This is a genomic window from Salarchaeum japonicum (assembly GCF_049705945.1).
GTDB classification, from domain to species: Archaea; Halobacteriota; Halobacteria; order Halobacteriales; family Halobacteriaceae; genus Salarchaeum; species Salarchaeum japonicum_A.
The window spans coordinates 376,147-393,234 of the sequence record NZ_JBNAMV010000004.1; the positions used below are offsets into that span (position 1 = coordinate 376,147).

The following is a 17,088-nucleotide window of genomic DNA, read 5'->3' on the forward strand; positions in this document are numbered from 1 at the left end:
GTACAAAATCCTATATTGATATGAATAAAAAATATATTTTCGTAGTTCTCGCCGCGACGATTCTGACTATGGGGTTTCAGGGACCGCAGGTCCCCATACAGACCAATACAGAAACATTCGACTCGATCACGGGCGCCGAGTACACGGTATCGTTCGACGAGAAAACCAAAATCCTCCAATTGACTGTGGAAAACCCTACCGAAAGAACACTAAACACCACATACTCATTCGATGTCGATGGCTGGGAGTACAGTCGTGACTCACTTTCACTCCAGCCAGGAGCAACTCACTATCGGGAGTACAACATAACCGATGGAATCCATGTGGAACAGAACAATCACTCGGTACACCTCTTAACAGCCGGTGGAAGCGCTCAGTTCGACTTCAGCGGAGAATATTCGACATTATCCTCAGGCGGTGTGCCAACTCCCAAAATAACGAATATTACTATCGATACTGGTACTGCACGCGGCAACGAATCTACAGTCGTCTACGTGACTGTCAAGAACCCGAGTGAAAATGTATATGTGTCACACGTCGTTGCGCACACACAAGAGACATCCGCAACGTCCAGTATGGCAAACCCGTTGCCGGGGACTTCGGAGACGGTGAAGTTGGAGTTGTTGGAGCCTGTGGGGTCTGATGTCCGGGGAGAAATCCGGTTGTTCATGGGGAAGCCGAACGAGACGGAGGGCGCGTTGGCGCAGGTGGAGTTCAGTGGGTCCGCCGCGTCGGAGACGGAGTACGCGCGGGAGACGTACGAGCCGTTCAGTCTCGATGGTCCAAATGGAGGGTACTCGTATTCGAGTGGGGCGGAGTCCGGGAGTGTGCCGGCGGGCGTGCAGTGGATTGTGGCAGGCGGTCTCGGATTGGTGCTGATTGGTAGCGTGCTGTGGTGGCGGCGTTAGCGGTCGAGGCCGCCCTGTTCGCTCACTTGAAGGATGTTCCGCATGTTGAGGTAGATCTCTTGTGGGCTGGTGTCCTCGTCTTCGTCGTAGAGGTCGCTGACTCGCTGGAGAAGGGCGGCTATTTTCTCGCCTTCGTCGTTCTGGTCGCGGAGGTCGGCGGCGACGTCTCGAAGAACCTCGCGTTTCTCGTCGTCGGTTGGCATGGGTGGTTACTGGAGGCTGCGGCGATTGAGGATGCCGGTCATGTTGGCGACGTTGCCGGCGAGGTCCCGGAAGGCGTCACCGGTTTCGCTGTCATGGTCGAGGACGATTGGTTGGCCGCCGTCGCCGCCTTCGCGGACGCGGGGGTCGAGCGGCAGGGAGCCGAGGAAGGGGAGGTCGTTCTCGTCGGCGAAGGTTTCACCGCCGCCGCTGCCGAAGATGTCGTGTTGGTTGCCGCAGTCGGGGCACGTGAACGTGCTCATGTTTTCGGCGATGCCGAGGACGGGCGTGTCGTGTTTGCCGAACATGCGGAGGCCTTTGCGGGCGTCGTCGATGGCGACGTTCTGGGGGGTGGTGACGACGACTGCGCCGGTGAGGGGGACGGTTTGAAGCATCGTGAGTTGGGTGTCGCCGGTGCCCGGTGGGAGGTCGACGACGAGGTAGTCGAGGTTGCCCCATTCGACGTCCTCGACGAGCTGGGTGATGACCTTGTGGACCATCGGGCCGCGCCAGATGACGGGGTCGTCGTCGCCGACCATGAACGCCATGCTCATGAGTTTCATCCCGTACTTCTCGGGAGGGACGATGGTGTCGTCCTGAGTGGCTTTCGGGTGGTCGTCGGCGTCGACCATGCGGGGGACGTTCGGGCCGTAGATGTCGGCGTCGAACAGGCCGACACGGGCGCCGCGGTCGGCGAGGCCGGCGGCGACGTTGACGGAGACGGTGCTCTTGCCGACGCCGCCTTTCCCGGAGGCGATGGCGATGACGTTCTTGACGCCGGGGAGGACGGAGCTGTCGGTCTCGGTGTGCGCGGAGATGTCGGGAGTGAGGGCTTCGTCGCGGAGCGCCTCGCGGACGCGGTTCGCGATGGCGGTTTCGGTGGGGGCGTAGGGCGCGCCGAGCGCGAGAGAGACGCTGGCGGTGTCGCCCTCGACGCGGATGTCGTTGACGAGGTTGAGCGAGACGATGTCGGCGCCGAGGTCGGGGTCCTCGACGGTGCGGAGGATGTCGCGTACGTCCTCGGGAGTCATGGCGCGGAATAGGTGGTGTGGCGTGGATAAGGATTGCGTACCGGCGGGTGTAACCGATTCTAGTTACGTAAACGCGCTTCTACCCACGATTTTATACACGTCCGGCCGCCACATAGAGGTATGCGAGAGGACTCGTTCGGGCGGGAGGTCACGGGGGTTCGCGTTTCCCTGACGGACCGCTGCAACTTCGACTGCGTCTACTGCCACAACGAGGGGCTGGGGGACACGCGGGGACCGATGGACGCGCGCGACCACGAGATGAGCGCGGACGACGTCGTGCGCTTCCTCGAAGTAGTAGAAGAATACGACGTCGATTCGGTGAAGTTCACGGGCGGCGAGCCGATGCTTCGGGACGACCTCGAAGACATCATTCGGCGAACCCCGGACTCGATGGAGGTGTCGATGACGACGAACGGCACGTTCCTCCCCGGGCGCGCCGAGGACCTCGTGGACGCCGGACTGGAACGCGTGAACGTTAGTCAGGACGCACTCGACAGAGAGCAGTTCAAGCACGTCACGCAGTCCGGCGCGTACGACCGCGTGCTGGAGGGCGTCGACGCCGCGCTCGATGCCGGGCTGGACCCCGTGAAGCTCAACATGGTCGTCTTCGAGAAGACGGCGGGCTACGTCCCGGGGATGGTCGAGCACGTCGCGGAGAACTCCGGACTCCAGCTCCAGCTCATCGAGTTCATGCCGGAACTCGTCGGGAAGCCCGAGTGGGCGGTGGATATCGACCGCGTCCACGACTGGCTCGAAGACCAGGCGGACGAGGTCGAACACCGCGAGATGCACGACCGGAAGCGCTACTGGGTGAACGACGGAATGGTGGAAATCGTCGACCCGGTCGGGAACGCGAACTTCTGCGCGAACTGCCACCGCGTGCGCGTCACGCACGAGGGCTACCTCAAGGGTTGTCTGAACCGCAACGACGACCTGAAGTCGATGGGAGAAATGACGAAGCCCGAGATTCGGGAGGTGTTCGAGCGGACGGTGGACGAGCGCGTGCCGTTCTACGGCGAGTACATGGTTCGGGACGGCGACGGCGGCTGGGAAGTCAACGAGAAGTACGTGACAGCGTGACGTTCGCCGGATGACGGCGGTTCGTGATGTTTAAGTAAGGGCGGTGGTTCGTTACTGATGCAGTCACTGTAGGGGCGTCGGGTCCCGAGTCCGGAAGGGCGACAGTACACACGAGAACGGGTCGTGGTAGCCTAGCCTGGTCAAGGCGCAGGGTTGCTAACTCTGTGGCGTAAGCCTCCGGGGTTCAAATCCCCGCCACGACGCCTCAACCGCAACGAACACCCACGAAATCAAACTATGAGTGCAGAAGACCAACAAGAACCGGACGAAGACGAGGAACTTCAGTACTTCGTCCGCATCGGTCAGACGGACCTCGACGGCACCAAGACCGTCGAGCGCGCCCTCGCCGAACTCGGCGGTCTCGGTCGACGCACCGCGCGGATCGTCGCCGACAACTCCGGCGTCGACCGCTCGGCAACGTTCGGCCGACTCGACGACGACGAGATCGAAGCCGTCGTCGAGTCCGTCGAGGGCTTCGCTGACGAGGTTCCCGACTGGCTGACGAACCGACGTAACGACTTCTACACCGGCGAGACCGAACACATCACCGGCAACGACGTCGAACTGACGCGGAATCAGGACGTCAACCGGATGCGGATGATTCGGTCCTACAAGGGCGTGCGCCACGAGCGCGGACAGAAGGTCCGCGGACAGCGCACCAAGTCCACCGGTCGTACCGAGGGCACCATCGGCGTGAACGTCGAGGAGCTCCGCGAAGAAGCCGAAGAAGAAGCAGCCGCGGAGGGTGGTGAATAATGGCGCTTCCCGGTGAGAACACCAAGTTCTACGAGACGCCGAACCACCCCTATCAGGGCGAACGTATCGCCGAGGAGTCCGACCTCCTCGGCCGCTACGGCCTGAAGAACAAGGAAGAGCTCTGGCGTGCGCAGTCCGAACTGCGTTCGTACCGCCGCGAGGCGCGTGACCTCCTCGGAACCACGAACCAGGAGGAGCGGGAGGGCGAGGAATTCCTCGCTCGCCTGAAGCGCATCGGCGTCCTCAGCGAGACGGACGAACTCGACTCCGTCCTGTCGCTCGACGTGACGGACGTTCTCGAACGCCGCCTTCAGACGGTCGCGTACCGCAAGGGCATCGCGAACACGCCCAAGCAGGCGCGACAGTTCATCACGCACGGCCACGTCACGCTCGACGGCCACCGCGTCACCGCGCCGTCGCACAAGGTCGAGGTCGCGGCGGAGGACGCCATCGAGTTCGACGAAACCAGCCCGCTCACGGACGAGCTTCACCCCGCGCGAGCGGACAATCAGGAATAACCAATGGCTGAACAAACAGACGACAAATGGGGCATCGCCCACGTGCACGCCTCGTTCAACAACACGATCCTCACCATCACCGACGAGACGGGAGCGGAGACGCTCGCGAAGTCGAGCGGTGGCGCGGTCGTGAAGCAGAACCGGGACGAGGCATCGCCGTACGCGGCGATGCAGATGGCGGAGAAGATCGCAGAGGACGTGAAAGAACAGGGCATCGAGGGCGTGCACGTTCGCGTGCGCGGCCCCGGCGGCAACCTCCAGCAGAACCCGGGCCCGGGTGCGCAGGCAACGATTCGCGCGCTCGCCCGTGCCGGTATCGAAATCGGCCGCATCGAGGACGTCACGCCCATCCCGCACGACGGGACGCGACCCCCCAAGAACTCGGGCTTCTAACACATGGCAACTGACTTCGACGTCGAATTCATCGACCACGGCGACCGGGAATCCCGCTTCCTCGTTCGGAACGCGACGCCCGCGTTCGCGAACGGCATCCGTCGGGCGATCATCGCGGACGTCCCGACGCTCTCCATCGACAGCGTTCGGTTCGTCGAGAACTCGAGCGTGATGTTCGACGAACAGCTCGCGCTCCGACTGGGTCTCGTGCCGCTCACGACACCCGAGAGCGAGTTCGAGGAGGGCGAGGGCGTCACGCTCGCGCTCGACGTCGAGGGTCCCGGGGTCGCCTACTCGGGCGACCTCGTCTCCGACGACCCGCAGGTCGAACCCGCGGACAAGAACGTCCCCATCATCGAACTGAAGGAGGATCAGCGGCTGGAACTCGAAGCGGACGCCGTGCTCGGCCGGGGCCGCAACCACGCCAAACATCAGGGCGGCGTGGGTGTCGGCTACCGCCACCTCCAGCGCGTCGAAGTCGTCGGTGACGCGGACGAATACGCAGAGGACGAACCCGACATCGTTCGGGGCGTCATCGAGGACGACGGCGAACTCGTCCCGACGGAGGAGTTCGACCACGACCTCACCCAGCGATACGAGGGGAAGGAGGTCGAACTCCACGACGTGCCGGGGGCGTTCGTCTTCCACGTCGAGTCCGACGGTTCGATGCCCGTCGACGAACTGGTGCTCCGCGCCGTGGACTCCCTGAGTGCGCGCGCGGACGAACTCGAACAGGCAGTCCAACTATAACAAAATGATCTCCCCGACCAACACTACCGGCGTTCGCGTCCGAACGGAGCAGTCGCTCCGCCGGACCGAAATCGGTATGAAGGCCGGGGGCCAACGTGGAGATACGCCTTCTCAACGGGCGTGCAGGGATAGCCAAGTTTGGCCAAAGGCGCAGCGTTCAGGGCGCTGTCCTGTAGAGGTTCGCAGGTTCAAATCCTGCTCCCTGCACTCCACTCCTAACTACACACAGTCAGAACTATGAGTAAGACGAGTCCACGACTCAGCAGTCTCATCGCCGAGCTGAAGTCCGTCTCTCGCGACGAGGGCGCGGACGTCTGGGGCGACGTCGCGGAACGGCTGCAGAAGCCGCGCCGGACGCACGCAGAGGTGAACCTGAGTCGCATCGAACGGTACGCGAACGAGGACGAAACAGTCGTCGTGCCCGGCAAAGTGCTCGGGTCCGGCGTGCTCCAGAAATCCGTCACGGTCGCCGCTGTCGATTTCTCCGGCAGCGCAGAGACGAAGATCGAGCACGCGAACGGCGAAACCGTCCAGCTAGAACAGGCAGTCCAGCAGAACCCCGAAGGGTCGAACGTCCGGGTGATTCGATGAGTCTCGCAGAATTCGACGCAGACATCGTCGTCGACGCCGGCGACTGCATCGTGGGTCGCGTCGCTTCGAACGTCTCGGAGCTCGCGCTCGACGGGAAGTCCGTCGCCGTGGTGAACGCCGAGGAGGCAGTCATCACTGGAAACAAGGAGTCGACGTTCGCGACCTACCGGAAGCGAGCGGAACTCGGGTCTGACTCGGGTCCCTACTACCCGAAGCGCCCGGACGGCATCTTCAAGCGCGCGGTGCGCGGGATGCTTCCCTACAAACAGGACCGCGGTCGCGAGGCGTTCGAGAACGTCCGTATCTACGTCGGCAACCACACCGACGAAGAGGGCGAAGTGCTCGACGGCACCTCGCTCGACCGTCTGTCGAACATCAAGTTCGTCACTCTCGCAGAAGTGTCCGAAGAACTCGGTGCTAACGTCACATGGTAACCAACACGAGCGGAAAGAAGAAGACCGCCGTCGCACGGGCGACCGTGAGCGACGGCGAGGGTCGTGTGCGAATCAACTCCACGCCCGTCGAGCTCGTCGAACCCGAGGCCGCGCGCCTGAAGATGCTGGAGCCGTTCCGCATCGCAGGCGACGACCTCCGCGACGACATCGACGTGGACGTGACCGTGAACGGCGGCGGGTTCGCCGGACAGGCTGACGCCGTCCGCACCGCCATCGCGCGCGGCATCGTGGAGTTCCGGAACGACGCCGAACTCCGCGATGCGTTCATGGAGTTCGACCGGTCGCTCCTCGTGAACGACGTGCGGCAGCGCGAGTCCAAGAAGTGGGGCGGCCCGGGCGCTCGGGCGCGCTACCAGAAGTCCTACCGCTGAGGTATACAAACCATGATGGTACCAGTCCGGTGTTTCAGTTGCGGTAAAGTCATCGGCGAACACTGGGAGGAGTTCAAGGCGCGAGCCGCCTCCAAGGAGGGTGACGAGGACCCCGAGGAAGTCCTAGACGACCTCGGGCTCGACCGCTACTGCTGCCGGCGGATGTTCGTCAGCCACCAAGACCTCGTGGACGTCGTGAGCCCCTACCAATGAGAGGGGAGTTCAACCGCTACGAGAAGGCCCGAATCATCGGTGCGCGAGCGCTGCAGGTGTCCTATGGGGCGCCCGTGCTCGTCGACACTGACCAGACGGAGCCTATCCTCATCGCGGCCGAGGAGTACGACGCGGACGTGCTGCCGTTCACGGTTCGGAGAGAGCAATGACGCGAATCGAGTCGGTTCGACTGCGGACGGTGCTCGACTCCCGAGGGAATCCGACCGTCGAGGCGGACGTGTACACCGAGAGCGGTGGGCACGGGCGCGCGGCGGCGCCGTCGGGCGCGAGCACTGGCGAGTACGAGGCTATCGAGCTTCCGGCTGAGGAAGCCGTGGCCGCGGCCCGCGAGCACGCGGTTCCCCGGCTCGAAGGACGAGCGTTCGCCGCCGACCAGCGCGAGGTCGACCAGGCCTTGCACGCGGCGGACGGTACCGACGACTTCTCCACCATCGGCGCGAACTCCGCGGTCGCTATCAGTATGGCGGCGGCGAAGGCCGGTGCCGACGTCATCGGCGCGCCGCTCTACCAGCATCTCGGCGGCGCGTTCCGCGGCCGGAACTATCCGGTTCCGCTCGGGAACGTCATCGGCGGCGGCGAGCACGCCGCGGACGCCACCCACATTCAGGAGTTCCTCGCGGCACCCGTCGGCGCACCGAACGTTCGGGACGCCGTGTTCGCGAACGCCGCCGTCCACGAGACGGTGGGGGAGCTCCTCGAAGACCGCGGGACGCCCGCGGCGAAGGGCGACGAGGGCGCGTGGGCGCCCAGCATCAGTGACGCCGAGGCGTTCGAGCTGATGGCGGAAGCCACAGAGGAGGTCGAGGACGCGTTCGGGTTCGACATCGAGTTCGGACTCGACGTGGCCGGCGCGGAACTCTACGACGCCGACGAGGACGCGTACGTGTACGGTGACACGACTCGCTCCACCGAGGAGCAGGTCGAGTACATCGCCGACCTCGTCGACGAGTACGGTCTCGTGTACGTCGAGGACCCGCTCGACGAGGACGACTACGAGGCGTTCGCGGACCTCACGGACCGCGTGGGCGACCGAACGCTCGTCTGTGGTGACGACCTGTTCGTCACGAACACGGACCGTCTCCAGGAGGGAATCGAGCGGGATGCGGCGAACAGCATCCTCGTGAAGCCGAACCAGATCGGCACCCTCAGTGACGCGTTCGACGCCATCGAACTCGCCGTCGAATCCAGCTACACGCCCGTCGTGTCGCATCGGAGCGGCGAGACGGAGGACGCGACCATCGCACACCTCGCCGTCGCCGCGGACGCCCCGTTCATCAAGACGGGGACCGTGGGCGGCGAGCGAACCGCTAAACTGAACGAACTCATCCGCATCGCGGACGAAGCCCTATGAGCGAGAACGAAGAAGAACTCGAATCCGAAGAATCGACCGAGGCCGACGCGGCCGACGCCGCGTCCGAGGAGGAGGCCGCCGAGGCCGCCGCCGAGGACGCCGCCGAGGACGCTGCGGCCGCAGAACCGACGGAGTCGGCGGAGGACGTCATGAGCGACGCCGAAGCCGACCTCCTCATTCCCGTCGAGGATTACCTCGGCGCTGGGGTCCACATCGGAACCCAGCAGAAGACCGAGGACATGGACCGGTTCATCCACCGCGTCCGCACCGACGGCCTGTACGTGCTCGACGTCGCGAAGACCGACGAGCGCATCCGCACGGCCGCGGACTTCCTCGCGAACTACGACCCTGAGCAGGTCCTCGTGACCTCCAGCCGCCAGTACGGCCGGTTCCCCGCGGAGAAGTTCGCGGAAGCGGTCGGCGCGCGCGCCCGAACGGGTCGCTTCATCCCGGGAACGCTCACGAATCCCCAGTACGACGGCTACATCGAGCCTGACGTGCTCGTCGTCACCGACCCGATCGGTGACGCGCAGGCGGTGAAGGAAGCCATCACGGTCGGCATTCCCGTCATCGCCATGTGTGACTCGAACAACCAGACCAGCAACGTCGACCTCGTCGTCCCGACGAACAACAAGGGCCGTCGCGCCCTCAGCGTCGTCTACTGGTTGCTCGCGAACGAGACGCTCGACCGCCGCGGCGCGGAGCCGGCGTACGCGCTCGAAGACTTCGAGAGCGGACTCTAGCGGGGTTTTTCGTTTCTGTCGTGTTTCTCGCTCGGGGAGCGACAGCGCCGGGAGCCCGAACCGAACGGTCTTTCACTCGGTCGCCCGGACTCTCGGGTATGTCGACTACTGCGAGCGCTCCCGGCAAGGTCTACTTGTTCGGGGAGCACGCCGTCGTCTACGGGGAGCCGGCGGTTCCGTGCGCTATCGAGCGCCGGGCGTCGGTCACGGTCGAAGCCCGGGAGGACGACCGTCTCCGGGTGAGCGCGGACGACCTCTCGCTCGACGGGTTCACCGTGGAGTACAGCGGGTCGAGCGACGAGCGGCCGGACGTGGACGTGCCGACGCCGCTCATCGAGGCGGCGTTCGGGTACGTGGACGCCGCGGTGGAGCAGGCGCGGGACGCCGCTGACGCGCCGGAGGCGGGGTTCAACGTAGAGATCGAGAGCGACATTCCGCTCGGCGCCGGCCTGGGGTCGTCGGCGGCGGTCGCGGTCGCGGGCATCGCCGCGGCGACGACCGAGCTGGGCTGCGACCTCGACGCGCGTGAAGTCGCGGAACGCGCCTACCAGGTGGAGTACGACGTGCAGGCGGGGCAGGCGTCCCGCGCGGACACGTTCTGCTCGGCGATGGGCGGCGCGGTCCGCGTCGAGGGCGGAGACTGTCGGACGCTCGACACGCCCGACCTCCCGTTCGTCGTCGGGTACGACGGCACGAGCCACGACACCGGCGAACTCGTCTCCGGGGTTCGAGCACTCAAGGAGGAGTACGACTTCGCCGACGACACCGTCGCGGCCATCGGCGACCTCGTCCGACAGGGCGAGGACGCGCTCACCGACGGCGACCTCGCGGAACTCGGTCGCCTGATGAACTTCAATCACGGCCTCCTCGCTGCGCTCGGCGTGTCCGGTCGGTCGCTCGACAACATGGTGTGGGCGGCCCGTGACGGCGGCGCGCTCGGCGCGAAACTCACGGGCGCGGGCGGCGGCGGCTGCATCGTCGCGCTGGACGACGAGAACGGCACGAAGACCGCGCTGTCGCTGACGCCGGACTGCACGCGCGCGTTCCGCGCGGAGCTCGCCCAGAACGGGGTGCGCGTCGAATGATCGTCCTCAAACTCGGCGGGAGCGTCATCACGGAGAAGGACGAACGGGAGACGGTCGACCTCGATTCGCTCGCGCGACTCGCCGGCGTCCTCGGGCAGGCCGAAGTCGAGGACCTCGTCGTCGTGCACGGCGCGGGGAGTTTCGGACACTACTACGCGAACGAACACGACGTCTCGACGACCGAGGGCACGCACGACGCGCGCGCCGTGCGGGAGATTCACGACTCGATGGCGCGCCTGAACAAGGCCGTGCTCGACTACCTCGACGACGCGGGCGTCCCCGGCGTGCCCGTCCGGCCGTTCTCCGCCGCGCGCCGCGACGGCGACCTGGACGTCTACACGAATCAGGTCGAGACGATGCTCACGGAAGGGTTTACGCCAGTCCTGCACGGGGACGTGGTCGCGGAGGCGGGCGCGGGCGCGACCATCCTCAGCGGCGACGAAGTCGTCGCGGCGCTCGCCGAGCAGTTGGGCGCGGACCGCGTCGGCCTCTGCTCGACCGTCCCCGGCGTGCTCGACGACGACGGCGACGTGATTCGCGACATAACCGCGTACGACGAGGTCGCGGGCGTGCTCGGCGAGAGCGAGAGCACTGACGTGACCGGCGGTATGGCGGGGAAAGTCAGGGAACTCCTCGCGCTCGGCGCGCCGGCGTCCGTGTTCGGACCGCGCGACCTCGCGGACTTCCTGCGCGGCGAGGACGCGGGAACCACGGTCCGCGGGTAGCGACGCGGCTCGGCCGTCCCGCGAGACCCTGCTACTTTTAATACCGGGAATCGTACCATTGGGCAAGAAGCGTCCCGCCGGACGGATACCGGCGGCGGGACGACGGCCGTAAGACGCCGCGACCCGCGGCCGCCACTCCGGCGGGGGTTTCATAGAGCCTTCGGGCTCTCAGTGATCAACAATGGAAATCGAGATTGCAACAATCGGCGGATACGAAGAAGTCGGTCGGCAGATGACTGCCGTCCGAGCGGGTGACGACGTCGTTGTCTTCGACATGGGCCTCAACCTCTCGCAGGTCCTGATTCACGACAACGTCGAGACCGAACGGATGCACAGCCTCGACCTCATCGACATGGGCGCGATTCCGGACGACCGCGTCATGAGCGACCTCGAGGGCGACGTGCAGGCCATCGTGCCGACGCACGGCCACCTCGACCACATCGGCGCGCTCAGCAAGCTCGCGCACCGCTACAACGCGCCCATCGTCGCGTCGCCGTTCACGCTCGAACTCGTGAAGGACGAGATCGAGAGCGAGCAGAAGTTCGGCGTCGAGAACGACCTCGTGGAGATGGAAGCGGGCGAGACGATGCCGATCGGCGAGCGCTGCGAGCTCGAGTTCGTGCACGTCACGCACTCCATCATCGACGCCATCAACCCCGTCCTCCACACGCCGGAGGGCGCGGTCGTCTACGGCCTCGACAAGCGCCTCGACCACGACCCCGTCCTCGAAGACCCCATCGACATGAAGCGGTTCCGCGAGATCGGTCGCGAGGGCGAGGGCGTGCTCGCGTACATCGAGGACACGACGAACGCGGGCCGGAAAGGCCGGACCGCGAGCGAGTCCGTCGCGCGCCGCGAACTCCAGGACACCATCCACAGCATGGAGGACTACGACGGCGGCATCGTCGCCACGACGTTCTCCAGCCACGTCTCGCGCGTGTCCAGCATCATCGAGTTCGCCCAGGAGATCGGCCGCGAGCCGATTCTTCTCGGTCGGTCGATGGAGCGCTACTCCGGAACGGCGGAACGCATGGGTCGCGTGAACTTCCCGGACAACCTCGGAATGTTCGGCCATCGAAAGAGCGTGGACCGCGCGTTCAAGCGCATCATGAACGAGGGCAAGGAGAACTTCCTCCCCATCGTCACGGGCCACCAGGGCGAACCGCGCGCGATGCTCACCCGGATGGGGCGCGGCGAGACTCCCTACGACATCGAGAGCGGGGACAAGGTCATCTTCTCCGCGCGCGTGATTCCGGAGCCGACGAACGAAGGCCAGCGCTACCAGTCCGAACAGCTCCTGCGGATGCAGGGCGCACGCATCTACGACGACATCCACGTCTCCGGCCACCTCCGCGAGGAAGGCCACTACGAGATGTTGAACGCTCTCCAGCCCCAGCACGTCATCCCCGCGCACCACGACCTCGAACACTTCGGGAAGTACGCGAAACTCGCGAAGAGCGAGGGGTACGAGATCGGGCGTGATCTCCACCTGAGCGACAACGGCAACATCATTCAGCTCGTAGAATGACGCAAGAAGCGCGTGAGGAAACGGTGCTCGCGGCCATCGAGGACCGCCGGGAGCAAGTGAACGACGCCATCGACGAGGAACTCCCGATGGCGGAACCCGAGCGACTGTACGAGGCCTCGCGCTACCTGCTCGAAGCCGGCGGGAAACGCCTCCGCCCGACCGTCTCGATGCTCGTCGGCGAGGCGTTACTCGACGTCGAACCGCTCAGCGAGGACTACCAGGCGTTCCCGTCGCTGAACGACGGCGTGGTTGACCTGATGGCGGCCGCCGTCTCCATCGAGGTCATCCAGTCGTTCACGCTCATCCACGACGACATCATGGACGACGACGACCTCCGACGGGGCGTCCCCGCCGTCCACCGCGAGTACGACACGGAGACCGCGATACTCGCCGGGGACACCCTCTACTCGAAGGCGTTCGAAATCATGCTACGCACCGACGCGCCGCCGGAACGCGGCCTCGACGCCCTCCGAACGCTCGCGTGCACATGCACCCACATCTGTGAAGGCCAAGCGTACGACGTGGACTTCGAAACCCGGCCGGACGTCACCATCGAGGAGTACCTCGACATGGTCGAACTGAAGACCGCCGTCCTCTACGCCGCCGCCGCCTCCGTCCCCGGAATCGTGCTCGGCGCGGACCAAGACACCATCGACGCGCTCTACGAATACGGGCGCGCCATCGGCCAAGCCTTCCAAATACAGGACGACGTCCTCGACCTCACCGTCCCCAGCGAGGAACTCGGAAAACAACGCGGCAGCGACCTCGTCGAAGGCAAACGCACCGTCATCACCCTCCACGCGCGCGACCAAGGCGTCGACGTCGACAACCTCGTCGACGCCGACAACCCCGAGAACGTCACCGAAGCCGAAATCGACGACGCAGTCGAAACCCTCCAGGACGCCGGCAGCATCCAGTTCGCCCGCGAACTCGCCGAAGACCTCGTCCAGGAAGGTAAAGACCACCTCAGCGTCCTCCCCGACAACGACGCCCACGACACCCTCGACGACCTCGCAGACTACCTCATCGAACGGGGCTACTAACCCACCTTTTTACTGTGAGGGGGTCGCTTCGCGACCCCCTCCAGCAAAAACCTGGAGGGAAAAAGGCCGCGAGCCCCGACGGCGCTCGCGGTCGAGCGGCGGAACGACACCACCGCACAGCGACCGTGCCGTAACCGCCACCCTACAGGCGCTTTGGTTTGTTCTACGCAGTTTCGCGGAGAAAGTCGTCAAGCGCGTTGCGGAGGAAGTCGGGGTTGTCCACGTGGGCGTTGTGGCCGGGTTCGGGATTTCGCGATACCGGGCGTTCGAAATCGTGTTCGCGAGATACCGGGTGTGAGCGGTCATTCGAGTAGTCTCGTTCTCGCCGCACATCGCGAGCGCGGGCACGTCGATACTCGCGTAGTCGGTGGCGAGCGTTCCCCACGAGAGGAGCGCGCGACGGATTTTCGCGGCTTCGTCCCGAGAAACGCTGGGGTAGTCGCTGGCGTGGGCGGCTTCGATGCGGGCTTTCTCGTCGAGGTCGCCCGGGTCGAAGTCGTCACCGCGGTTCGTAATCCACGAGACGAACGGTTGGACGGCATTGAACCCGACGACGCGGGCGAGCGCGAGCGCACCCGGGAGCGCAAGCCGACGCTCCACCCACTCCGCACGGGAGACCGGGTTCGAGGAGAGCGCTGCGATGCTGACGAGACCGGAAAGTCGGCCATCCCTGGCGGCGTAGCGCTGTGCAACCATCCCGCCCATCGAGAGCCCGCAAACCACTGGCGCGTCGAGGGAGAGCGCGTCCACGAGCGCGCTGAGGTCGGCGGCGTACGTATCGATACTGTACGCATCGTGGTCGGAGCCGCCGGTTCGGCCGTGTCCGCGGAGGTCGTACACGACGACATGGTGGTCGTCCGCAAGGGGACGAGCACGCTCGGCCCAGACGCGGTGGTCGCTGAACGCGCCGTGAAGGAACACGACCGGCCGTCCCTCGCCGCGGGACTCGTAGTAGGTGTCGACGCCGTTCGTCCGGACCGTGGGCATACTCCATCCTTCGAGGCGATCGGCTTCCCGGTGTCGGTGCGAGTATTCAAATACGAGGCCGCGGCCAGCGGACGGTATGTAACGAGCAGCGTGCGTCGGGCCTACGGAAACGGCGACCGACCGACGCACGAGACCGTGGTCGTCTGTCCGCAGAATCCAAACGAATTTCCCCGCGTCCCGGCTACTCGCGAGTAATGGACGAAGACCTCCGCGAGCGCGTCCGCCGGGAGGCGGAAGCCTACGCGCTCTACAACGCGCTCAAGCACGGGAGCGACGCACAGGTCGGTGCGCTGATGGGCCCGATGATGGGTGAGAACCCCGATTTCCGGGAGTACGGCGACGAGATTCCGGGCGTCGTCGCGCCGGTCGTCGAGGACGTGAACGCTCTCTCGACCGAGGAGCAACGGGCGCGACTGGGAGAACTCGCGCCCGAGCGACTCGCGGAACTCGACGCCGAGGACGAGGGCGAGGAGCACCCGCTTCCTGACCTGCCGAACGTCGAGGAGTACGACGAGGTCCGGATGCGGTGTGCGCCGAACCCGAACGGCCCCTGGCATATCGGGCACGCGCGGATGCCCGCCGTCATCGGGTCCTACAAGGAGCGCTACGACGGCTGGATGCTCGTCCGGTTCGACGACACCGACCCCGAGACGAAACGCCCGCTCGATTGGGTGTACGACCAGGTCATCGACGACGTGGAGTACCTCGGGTTCGAGCCTGACGAGGTCATCACGGCGTCCGACCGCCTCGACACCTACTACGAGTACGCCCGCGACCTCATCGAGATGGACGGCGCGTACACGTGTTCGTGTCCCGCCGAGGAGTTCTCCGAGTTGAAGAACGCGGGCGAGGCGTGCCCGCACCGCGAGAAGGACGCGGAAACCGTGCTGTCCGAGTTCGAGGACATGGTTGCGGGCGAGTACGAGTCCGGTGAGATGGTGCTGCGCGTGAAGACCGACATCACGCACAAGAACCCCGCGCTCCGCGACTTCGTGGCGTTCCGCATCATCGACACCCCGCACCCGCGTCCCGAGGCCGAGGATTACCGGTGCTGGCCGATGCTCGACTTCCAGTCCGGCATCGACGACCACCTCACCGGCGTCACGCACATCATCCGCGGCATCGACCTCCAGGACTCCGCGAAACGCCAGGGGTTCGTCTACGATTACTTCGGCTGGGAGTACCCCGAGGTCGTCCACTGGGGTCACGTCCAGGTGGACGAGTACGACGTGAAGATGAGCACGTCGACGATTCGGGAGAAGATCGAGGCCGGCGAGTTCGACGGCTGGGACGACCCGCGCGTCCCCACGCTGCTCTCCACGCGCCGCCGCGGCATCCGCGGGGAAGCCATCGTGGACGCGATGGTGGAACTCGGCACGTCCACGTCGGACGTGGACCTCGCGATGAGTTCGGTGTACTCGAACAACCGCGACCGCATCGACGACGAGAGCCCGCGGTGTTTCTTCGTCTCCGATGGCGTCGAACTCCCGATTTCGGGCGGCCCGGACAGCGCGCACCCGCCCGTCCACCCCGAGCACGAGGACCGCGGCGAGCGCGACATCCCCGTCGGCGACGCCGTGCTCGTCGAGGAGGACGACCTCCCCGCCGAGGGCGAAAAGCTCTGGCTGAAGGGCTACGGCGCGGTCGCGTACGACGGCGACTCGCTGACCGTGACGGACGACGACATCGACCTCGTCCGCGAGCACGACGTGGACGTGGTCCAATGGGTGCCCGCTGAGGAGAGCACGCCAGTACGAATGCGGACGCCCGACGGCGACGTGTCGGGCCGCGCAGAACCCGGCCTGCTCGACTACGACCCGGACCAGACGCTCCAGTTCGTTCGTGTCGGGTTCGTGCGCGTTGACCGGCATGAAGACGATGAGTCCGTCGTTTACTACGCGCACCCCTGACGGTCAGTCGGGCGCGACGACCTCGACTTTGAGGCCGTCCGGGTTCTCGCAGTACAGCGCGTAGTATCCGCCGGCGAACGGGTGTTGGTCATCGTACAGCACCGTCGAATCGTCGCGGTTCCGAACGGCCTCCGTCACGTCGTCCACCTGTTTTCGGGACGCCGCGTGGAACGCGAGATGGTTGATGCCCGGCGCGTTCCGGTCGAACGCGCGTTCGTCGTCGCCGGCGCGGACCAGAACGAGGTACGTCGGGCCGTTCACCCAGGAACGCCCGTCGTCCCAGTCGTTCTTCGGCTCGTATCCCAGTTCGGCCAGGAGCCAGTCCCAGAACGCGACGGACCGGTCGAAGTCGTCCGTGTAGAGTTCGACGTGGTGGAGTTGGCCGGTGACGTCCGGGTTGTCGGGGCGGTCGTCCATACCGAGGCGTC

22 protein-coding genes and 2 tRNA genes are annotated in these 17,088 nt (G+C 65.4%); 20 read left to right on the forward strand and 4 right to left on the reverse strand.

Going from position 1 to position 17,088, the window contains the following annotated elements:
• Positions 1 to 20 precede the first annotated feature (20 nt).
• Positions 21 to 908 carry a hypothetical protein gene (locus tag ACOZ4O_RS03580; protein WP_424523946.1) on the forward strand — a complete coding sequence of 296 codons (888 nt, stop codon included), beginning with the start codon at positions 21 to 23 and terminating at the stop codon, positions 906 to 908.
• Here the strand turns inward: ACOZ4O_RS03580 and ACOZ4O_RS03585 are convergent.
• Positions 905 to 1,111: a hypothetical protein gene (locus ACOZ4O_RS03585; RefSeq protein WP_424523947.1), complete on the reverse strand. Its 207-nt coding sequence runs from the start codon at positions 1,109 to 1,111 to the stop codon at positions 905 to 907. The two genes, ACOZ4O_RS03580 and ACOZ4O_RS03585, sit on opposite strands and share 4 nt — an antisense overlap.
• A gap of 6 nt (positions 1,112 to 1,117) precedes the next feature.
• The gene (locus tag ACOZ4O_RS03590) at positions 1,118 to 2,140 is read right to left on the reverse strand and encodes an Mrp/NBP35 family ATP-binding protein (RefSeq protein ID WP_424523948.1); all 1,023 of its coding nucleotides are present in this window, start codon (positions 2,138 to 2,140) and stop codon (positions 1,118 to 1,120) included.
• 120 nt (positions 2,141 to 2,260) lie between these two features.
• Here ACOZ4O_RS03590 and moaA point away from each other — a divergent pair, with 120 nt between their 5' ends.
• The 18 genes from moaA (at position 2,261) to idsA3 (ending at position 13,763) form a co-directional block, all read left to right on the forward strand.
• Positions 2,261 to 3,220, forward strand: coding sequence for a GTP 3',8-cyclase MoaA (gene moaA, locus ACOZ4O_RS03595; protein WP_424523949.1), 960 nt, complete (start codon positions 2,261 to 2,263; stop codon positions 3,218 to 3,220).
• 120 nt (positions 3,221 to 3,340) lie between these two features.
• A tRNA-Ser gene (locus ACOZ4O_RS03600) sits at positions 3,341 to 3,423 on the forward strand.
• 34 nt (positions 3,424 to 3,457) lie between these two features.
• Complete coding sequence (locus ACOZ4O_RS03605; RefSeq protein ID WP_424523950.1) at positions 3,458 to 3,976, forward strand: 30S ribosomal protein S13; 519 nt, start codon at positions 3,458 to 3,460, stop codon at positions 3,974 to 3,976.
• Positions 3,976 to 4,494 carry a 30S ribosomal protein S4 gene (locus ACOZ4O_RS03610; protein WP_424523951.1) on the forward strand — a complete coding sequence of 173 codons (519 nt, stop codon included), beginning with the start codon at positions 3,976 to 3,978 and terminating at the stop codon, positions 4,492 to 4,494. Before ACOZ4O_RS03605 ends, ACOZ4O_RS03610 begins: the two co-directional genes overlap by 1 nt.
• A 3-nt stretch (positions 4,495 to 4,497) precedes the next feature.
• The gene (locus tag ACOZ4O_RS03615; RefSeq protein WP_424523952.1) at positions 4,498 to 4,887 is read left to right on the forward strand and encodes a 30S ribosomal protein S11; all 390 of its coding nucleotides are present in this window, start codon (positions 4,498 to 4,500) and stop codon (positions 4,885 to 4,887) included.
• A 3-nt stretch (positions 4,888 to 4,890) separates the two neighbouring features.
• Positions 4,891 to 5,637, forward strand: a complete 747-nt coding sequence (locus ACOZ4O_RS03620; protein WP_424523953.1) for a DNA-directed RNA polymerase subunit D — start codon at positions 4,891 to 4,893, stop codon at positions 5,635 to 5,637.
• A 122-nt stretch (positions 5,638 to 5,759) separates the two neighbouring features.
• Positions 5,760 to 5,844: transfer RNA gene (locus ACOZ4O_RS03625), tRNA-Leu, on the forward strand.
• Between the two features lie 30 nt (positions 5,845 to 5,874).
• Positions 5,875 to 6,228 (forward strand): 50S ribosomal protein L18e, encoded by a 354-nt coding sequence (locus tag ACOZ4O_RS03630; RefSeq protein WP_227260179.1) that lies wholly within the window; start codon positions 5,875 to 5,877, stop codon positions 6,226 to 6,228.
• Positions 6,225 to 6,662: a 50S ribosomal protein L13 gene (locus ACOZ4O_RS03635; protein WP_424523954.1), complete on the forward strand. Its 438-nt coding sequence runs from the start codon at positions 6,225 to 6,227 to the stop codon at positions 6,660 to 6,662. Before ACOZ4O_RS03630 ends, ACOZ4O_RS03635 begins: the two co-directional genes overlap by 4 nt.
• The gene (locus ACOZ4O_RS03640; protein WP_424523955.1) at positions 6,656 to 7,054 is read left to right on the forward strand and encodes a 30S ribosomal protein S9; all 399 of its coding nucleotides are present in this window, start codon (positions 6,656 to 6,658) and stop codon (positions 7,052 to 7,054) included. The genes ACOZ4O_RS03635 and ACOZ4O_RS03640 overlap by 7 nt, the downstream gene beginning before the upstream one ends.
• A 12-nt stretch (positions 7,055 to 7,066) precedes the next feature.
• The gene (locus tag ACOZ4O_RS03645; RefSeq protein WP_145846812.1) at positions 7,067 to 7,267 is read left to right on the forward strand and encodes a DNA-directed RNA polymerase subunit N; all 201 of its coding nucleotides are present in this window, start codon (positions 7,067 to 7,069) and stop codon (positions 7,265 to 7,267) included.
• On the forward strand, positions 7,264 to 7,437 hold the full coding sequence (locus ACOZ4O_RS03650) for a DNA-directed RNA polymerase subunit K (RefSeq protein WP_424523956.1): 174 nt from the start codon (positions 7,264 to 7,266) through the stop codon (positions 7,435 to 7,437). Before ACOZ4O_RS03645 ends, ACOZ4O_RS03650 begins: the two co-directional genes overlap by 4 nt.
• Positions 7,434 to 8,639: a phosphopyruvate hydratase gene (eno, locus tag ACOZ4O_RS03655; RefSeq protein ID WP_424523957.1), complete on the forward strand. Its 1,206-nt coding sequence runs from the start codon at positions 7,434 to 7,436 to the stop codon at positions 8,637 to 8,639. Before ACOZ4O_RS03650 ends, eno begins: the two co-directional genes overlap by 4 nt.
• Positions 8,636 to 9,382 carry a 30S ribosomal protein S2 gene (gene rpsB / locus ACOZ4O_RS03660; protein WP_424523958.1) on the forward strand — a complete coding sequence of 249 codons (747 nt, stop codon included), beginning with the start codon at positions 8,636 to 8,638 and terminating at the stop codon, positions 9,380 to 9,382. The genes eno and rpsB overlap by 4 nt, the downstream gene beginning before the upstream one ends.
• A 98-nt stretch (positions 9,383 to 9,480) precedes the next feature.
• The gene (mvk, locus tag ACOZ4O_RS03665; protein WP_424523959.1) at positions 9,481 to 10,467 is read left to right on the forward strand and encodes a mevalonate kinase; all 987 of its coding nucleotides are present in this window, start codon (positions 9,481 to 9,483) and stop codon (positions 10,465 to 10,467) included.
• Positions 10,464 to 11,192, forward strand: a complete 729-nt coding sequence (locus ACOZ4O_RS03670; RefSeq protein ID WP_424523960.1) for an isopentenyl phosphate kinase — start codon at positions 10,464 to 10,466, stop codon at positions 11,190 to 11,192. The genes mvk and ACOZ4O_RS03670 overlap by 4 nt, the downstream gene beginning before the upstream one ends.
• Before the next feature lie 181 nt (positions 11,193 to 11,373).
• Positions 11,374 to 12,720, forward strand: a complete 1,347-nt coding sequence (locus ACOZ4O_RS03675) for an RNase J family beta-CASP ribonuclease (protein ID WP_424523961.1) — start codon at positions 11,374 to 11,376, stop codon at positions 12,718 to 12,720.
• The gene (idsA3, locus tag ACOZ4O_RS03680; protein WP_424523962.1) at positions 12,717 to 13,763 is read left to right on the forward strand and encodes a geranylfarnesyl diphosphate synthase; all 1,047 of its coding nucleotides are present in this window, start codon (positions 12,717 to 12,719) and stop codon (positions 13,761 to 13,763) included. The genes ACOZ4O_RS03675 and idsA3 overlap by 4 nt, the downstream gene beginning before the upstream one ends.
• Positions 13,764 to 13,772: 9 nt before the next feature.
• On the opposite strand, the gene ACOZ4O_RS03685 is transcribed toward idsA3, so the two are convergent.
• A complete protein-coding gene (locus ACOZ4O_RS03685) occupies positions 13,773 to 14,750 on the reverse strand; it encodes an alpha/beta fold hydrolase (RefSeq protein ID WP_424523963.1) in 978 nt (325 codons plus the stop codon).
• Positions 14,751 to 14,944: 194 nt separating this feature from the next.
• Here ACOZ4O_RS03685 and ACOZ4O_RS03690 point away from each other — a divergent pair, with 194 nt between their 5' ends.
• Entirely contained in the window at positions 14,945 to 16,660 is a 1,716-nt protein-coding gene (locus ACOZ4O_RS03690) for a glutamate--tRNA ligase (protein WP_424523964.1), read from the forward strand.
• Positions 16,661 to 16,663: 3 nt separating this feature from the next.
• Here the strand turns inward: ACOZ4O_RS03690 and ACOZ4O_RS03695 are convergent, their stop codons facing one another.
• Positions 16,664 to 17,077, reverse strand: coding sequence for a VOC family protein (locus ACOZ4O_RS03695; RefSeq protein ID WP_424523965.1), 414 nt, complete (start codon positions 17,075 to 17,077; stop codon positions 16,664 to 16,666).
• Positions 17,078 to 17,088 lie beyond the last annotated feature (11 nt).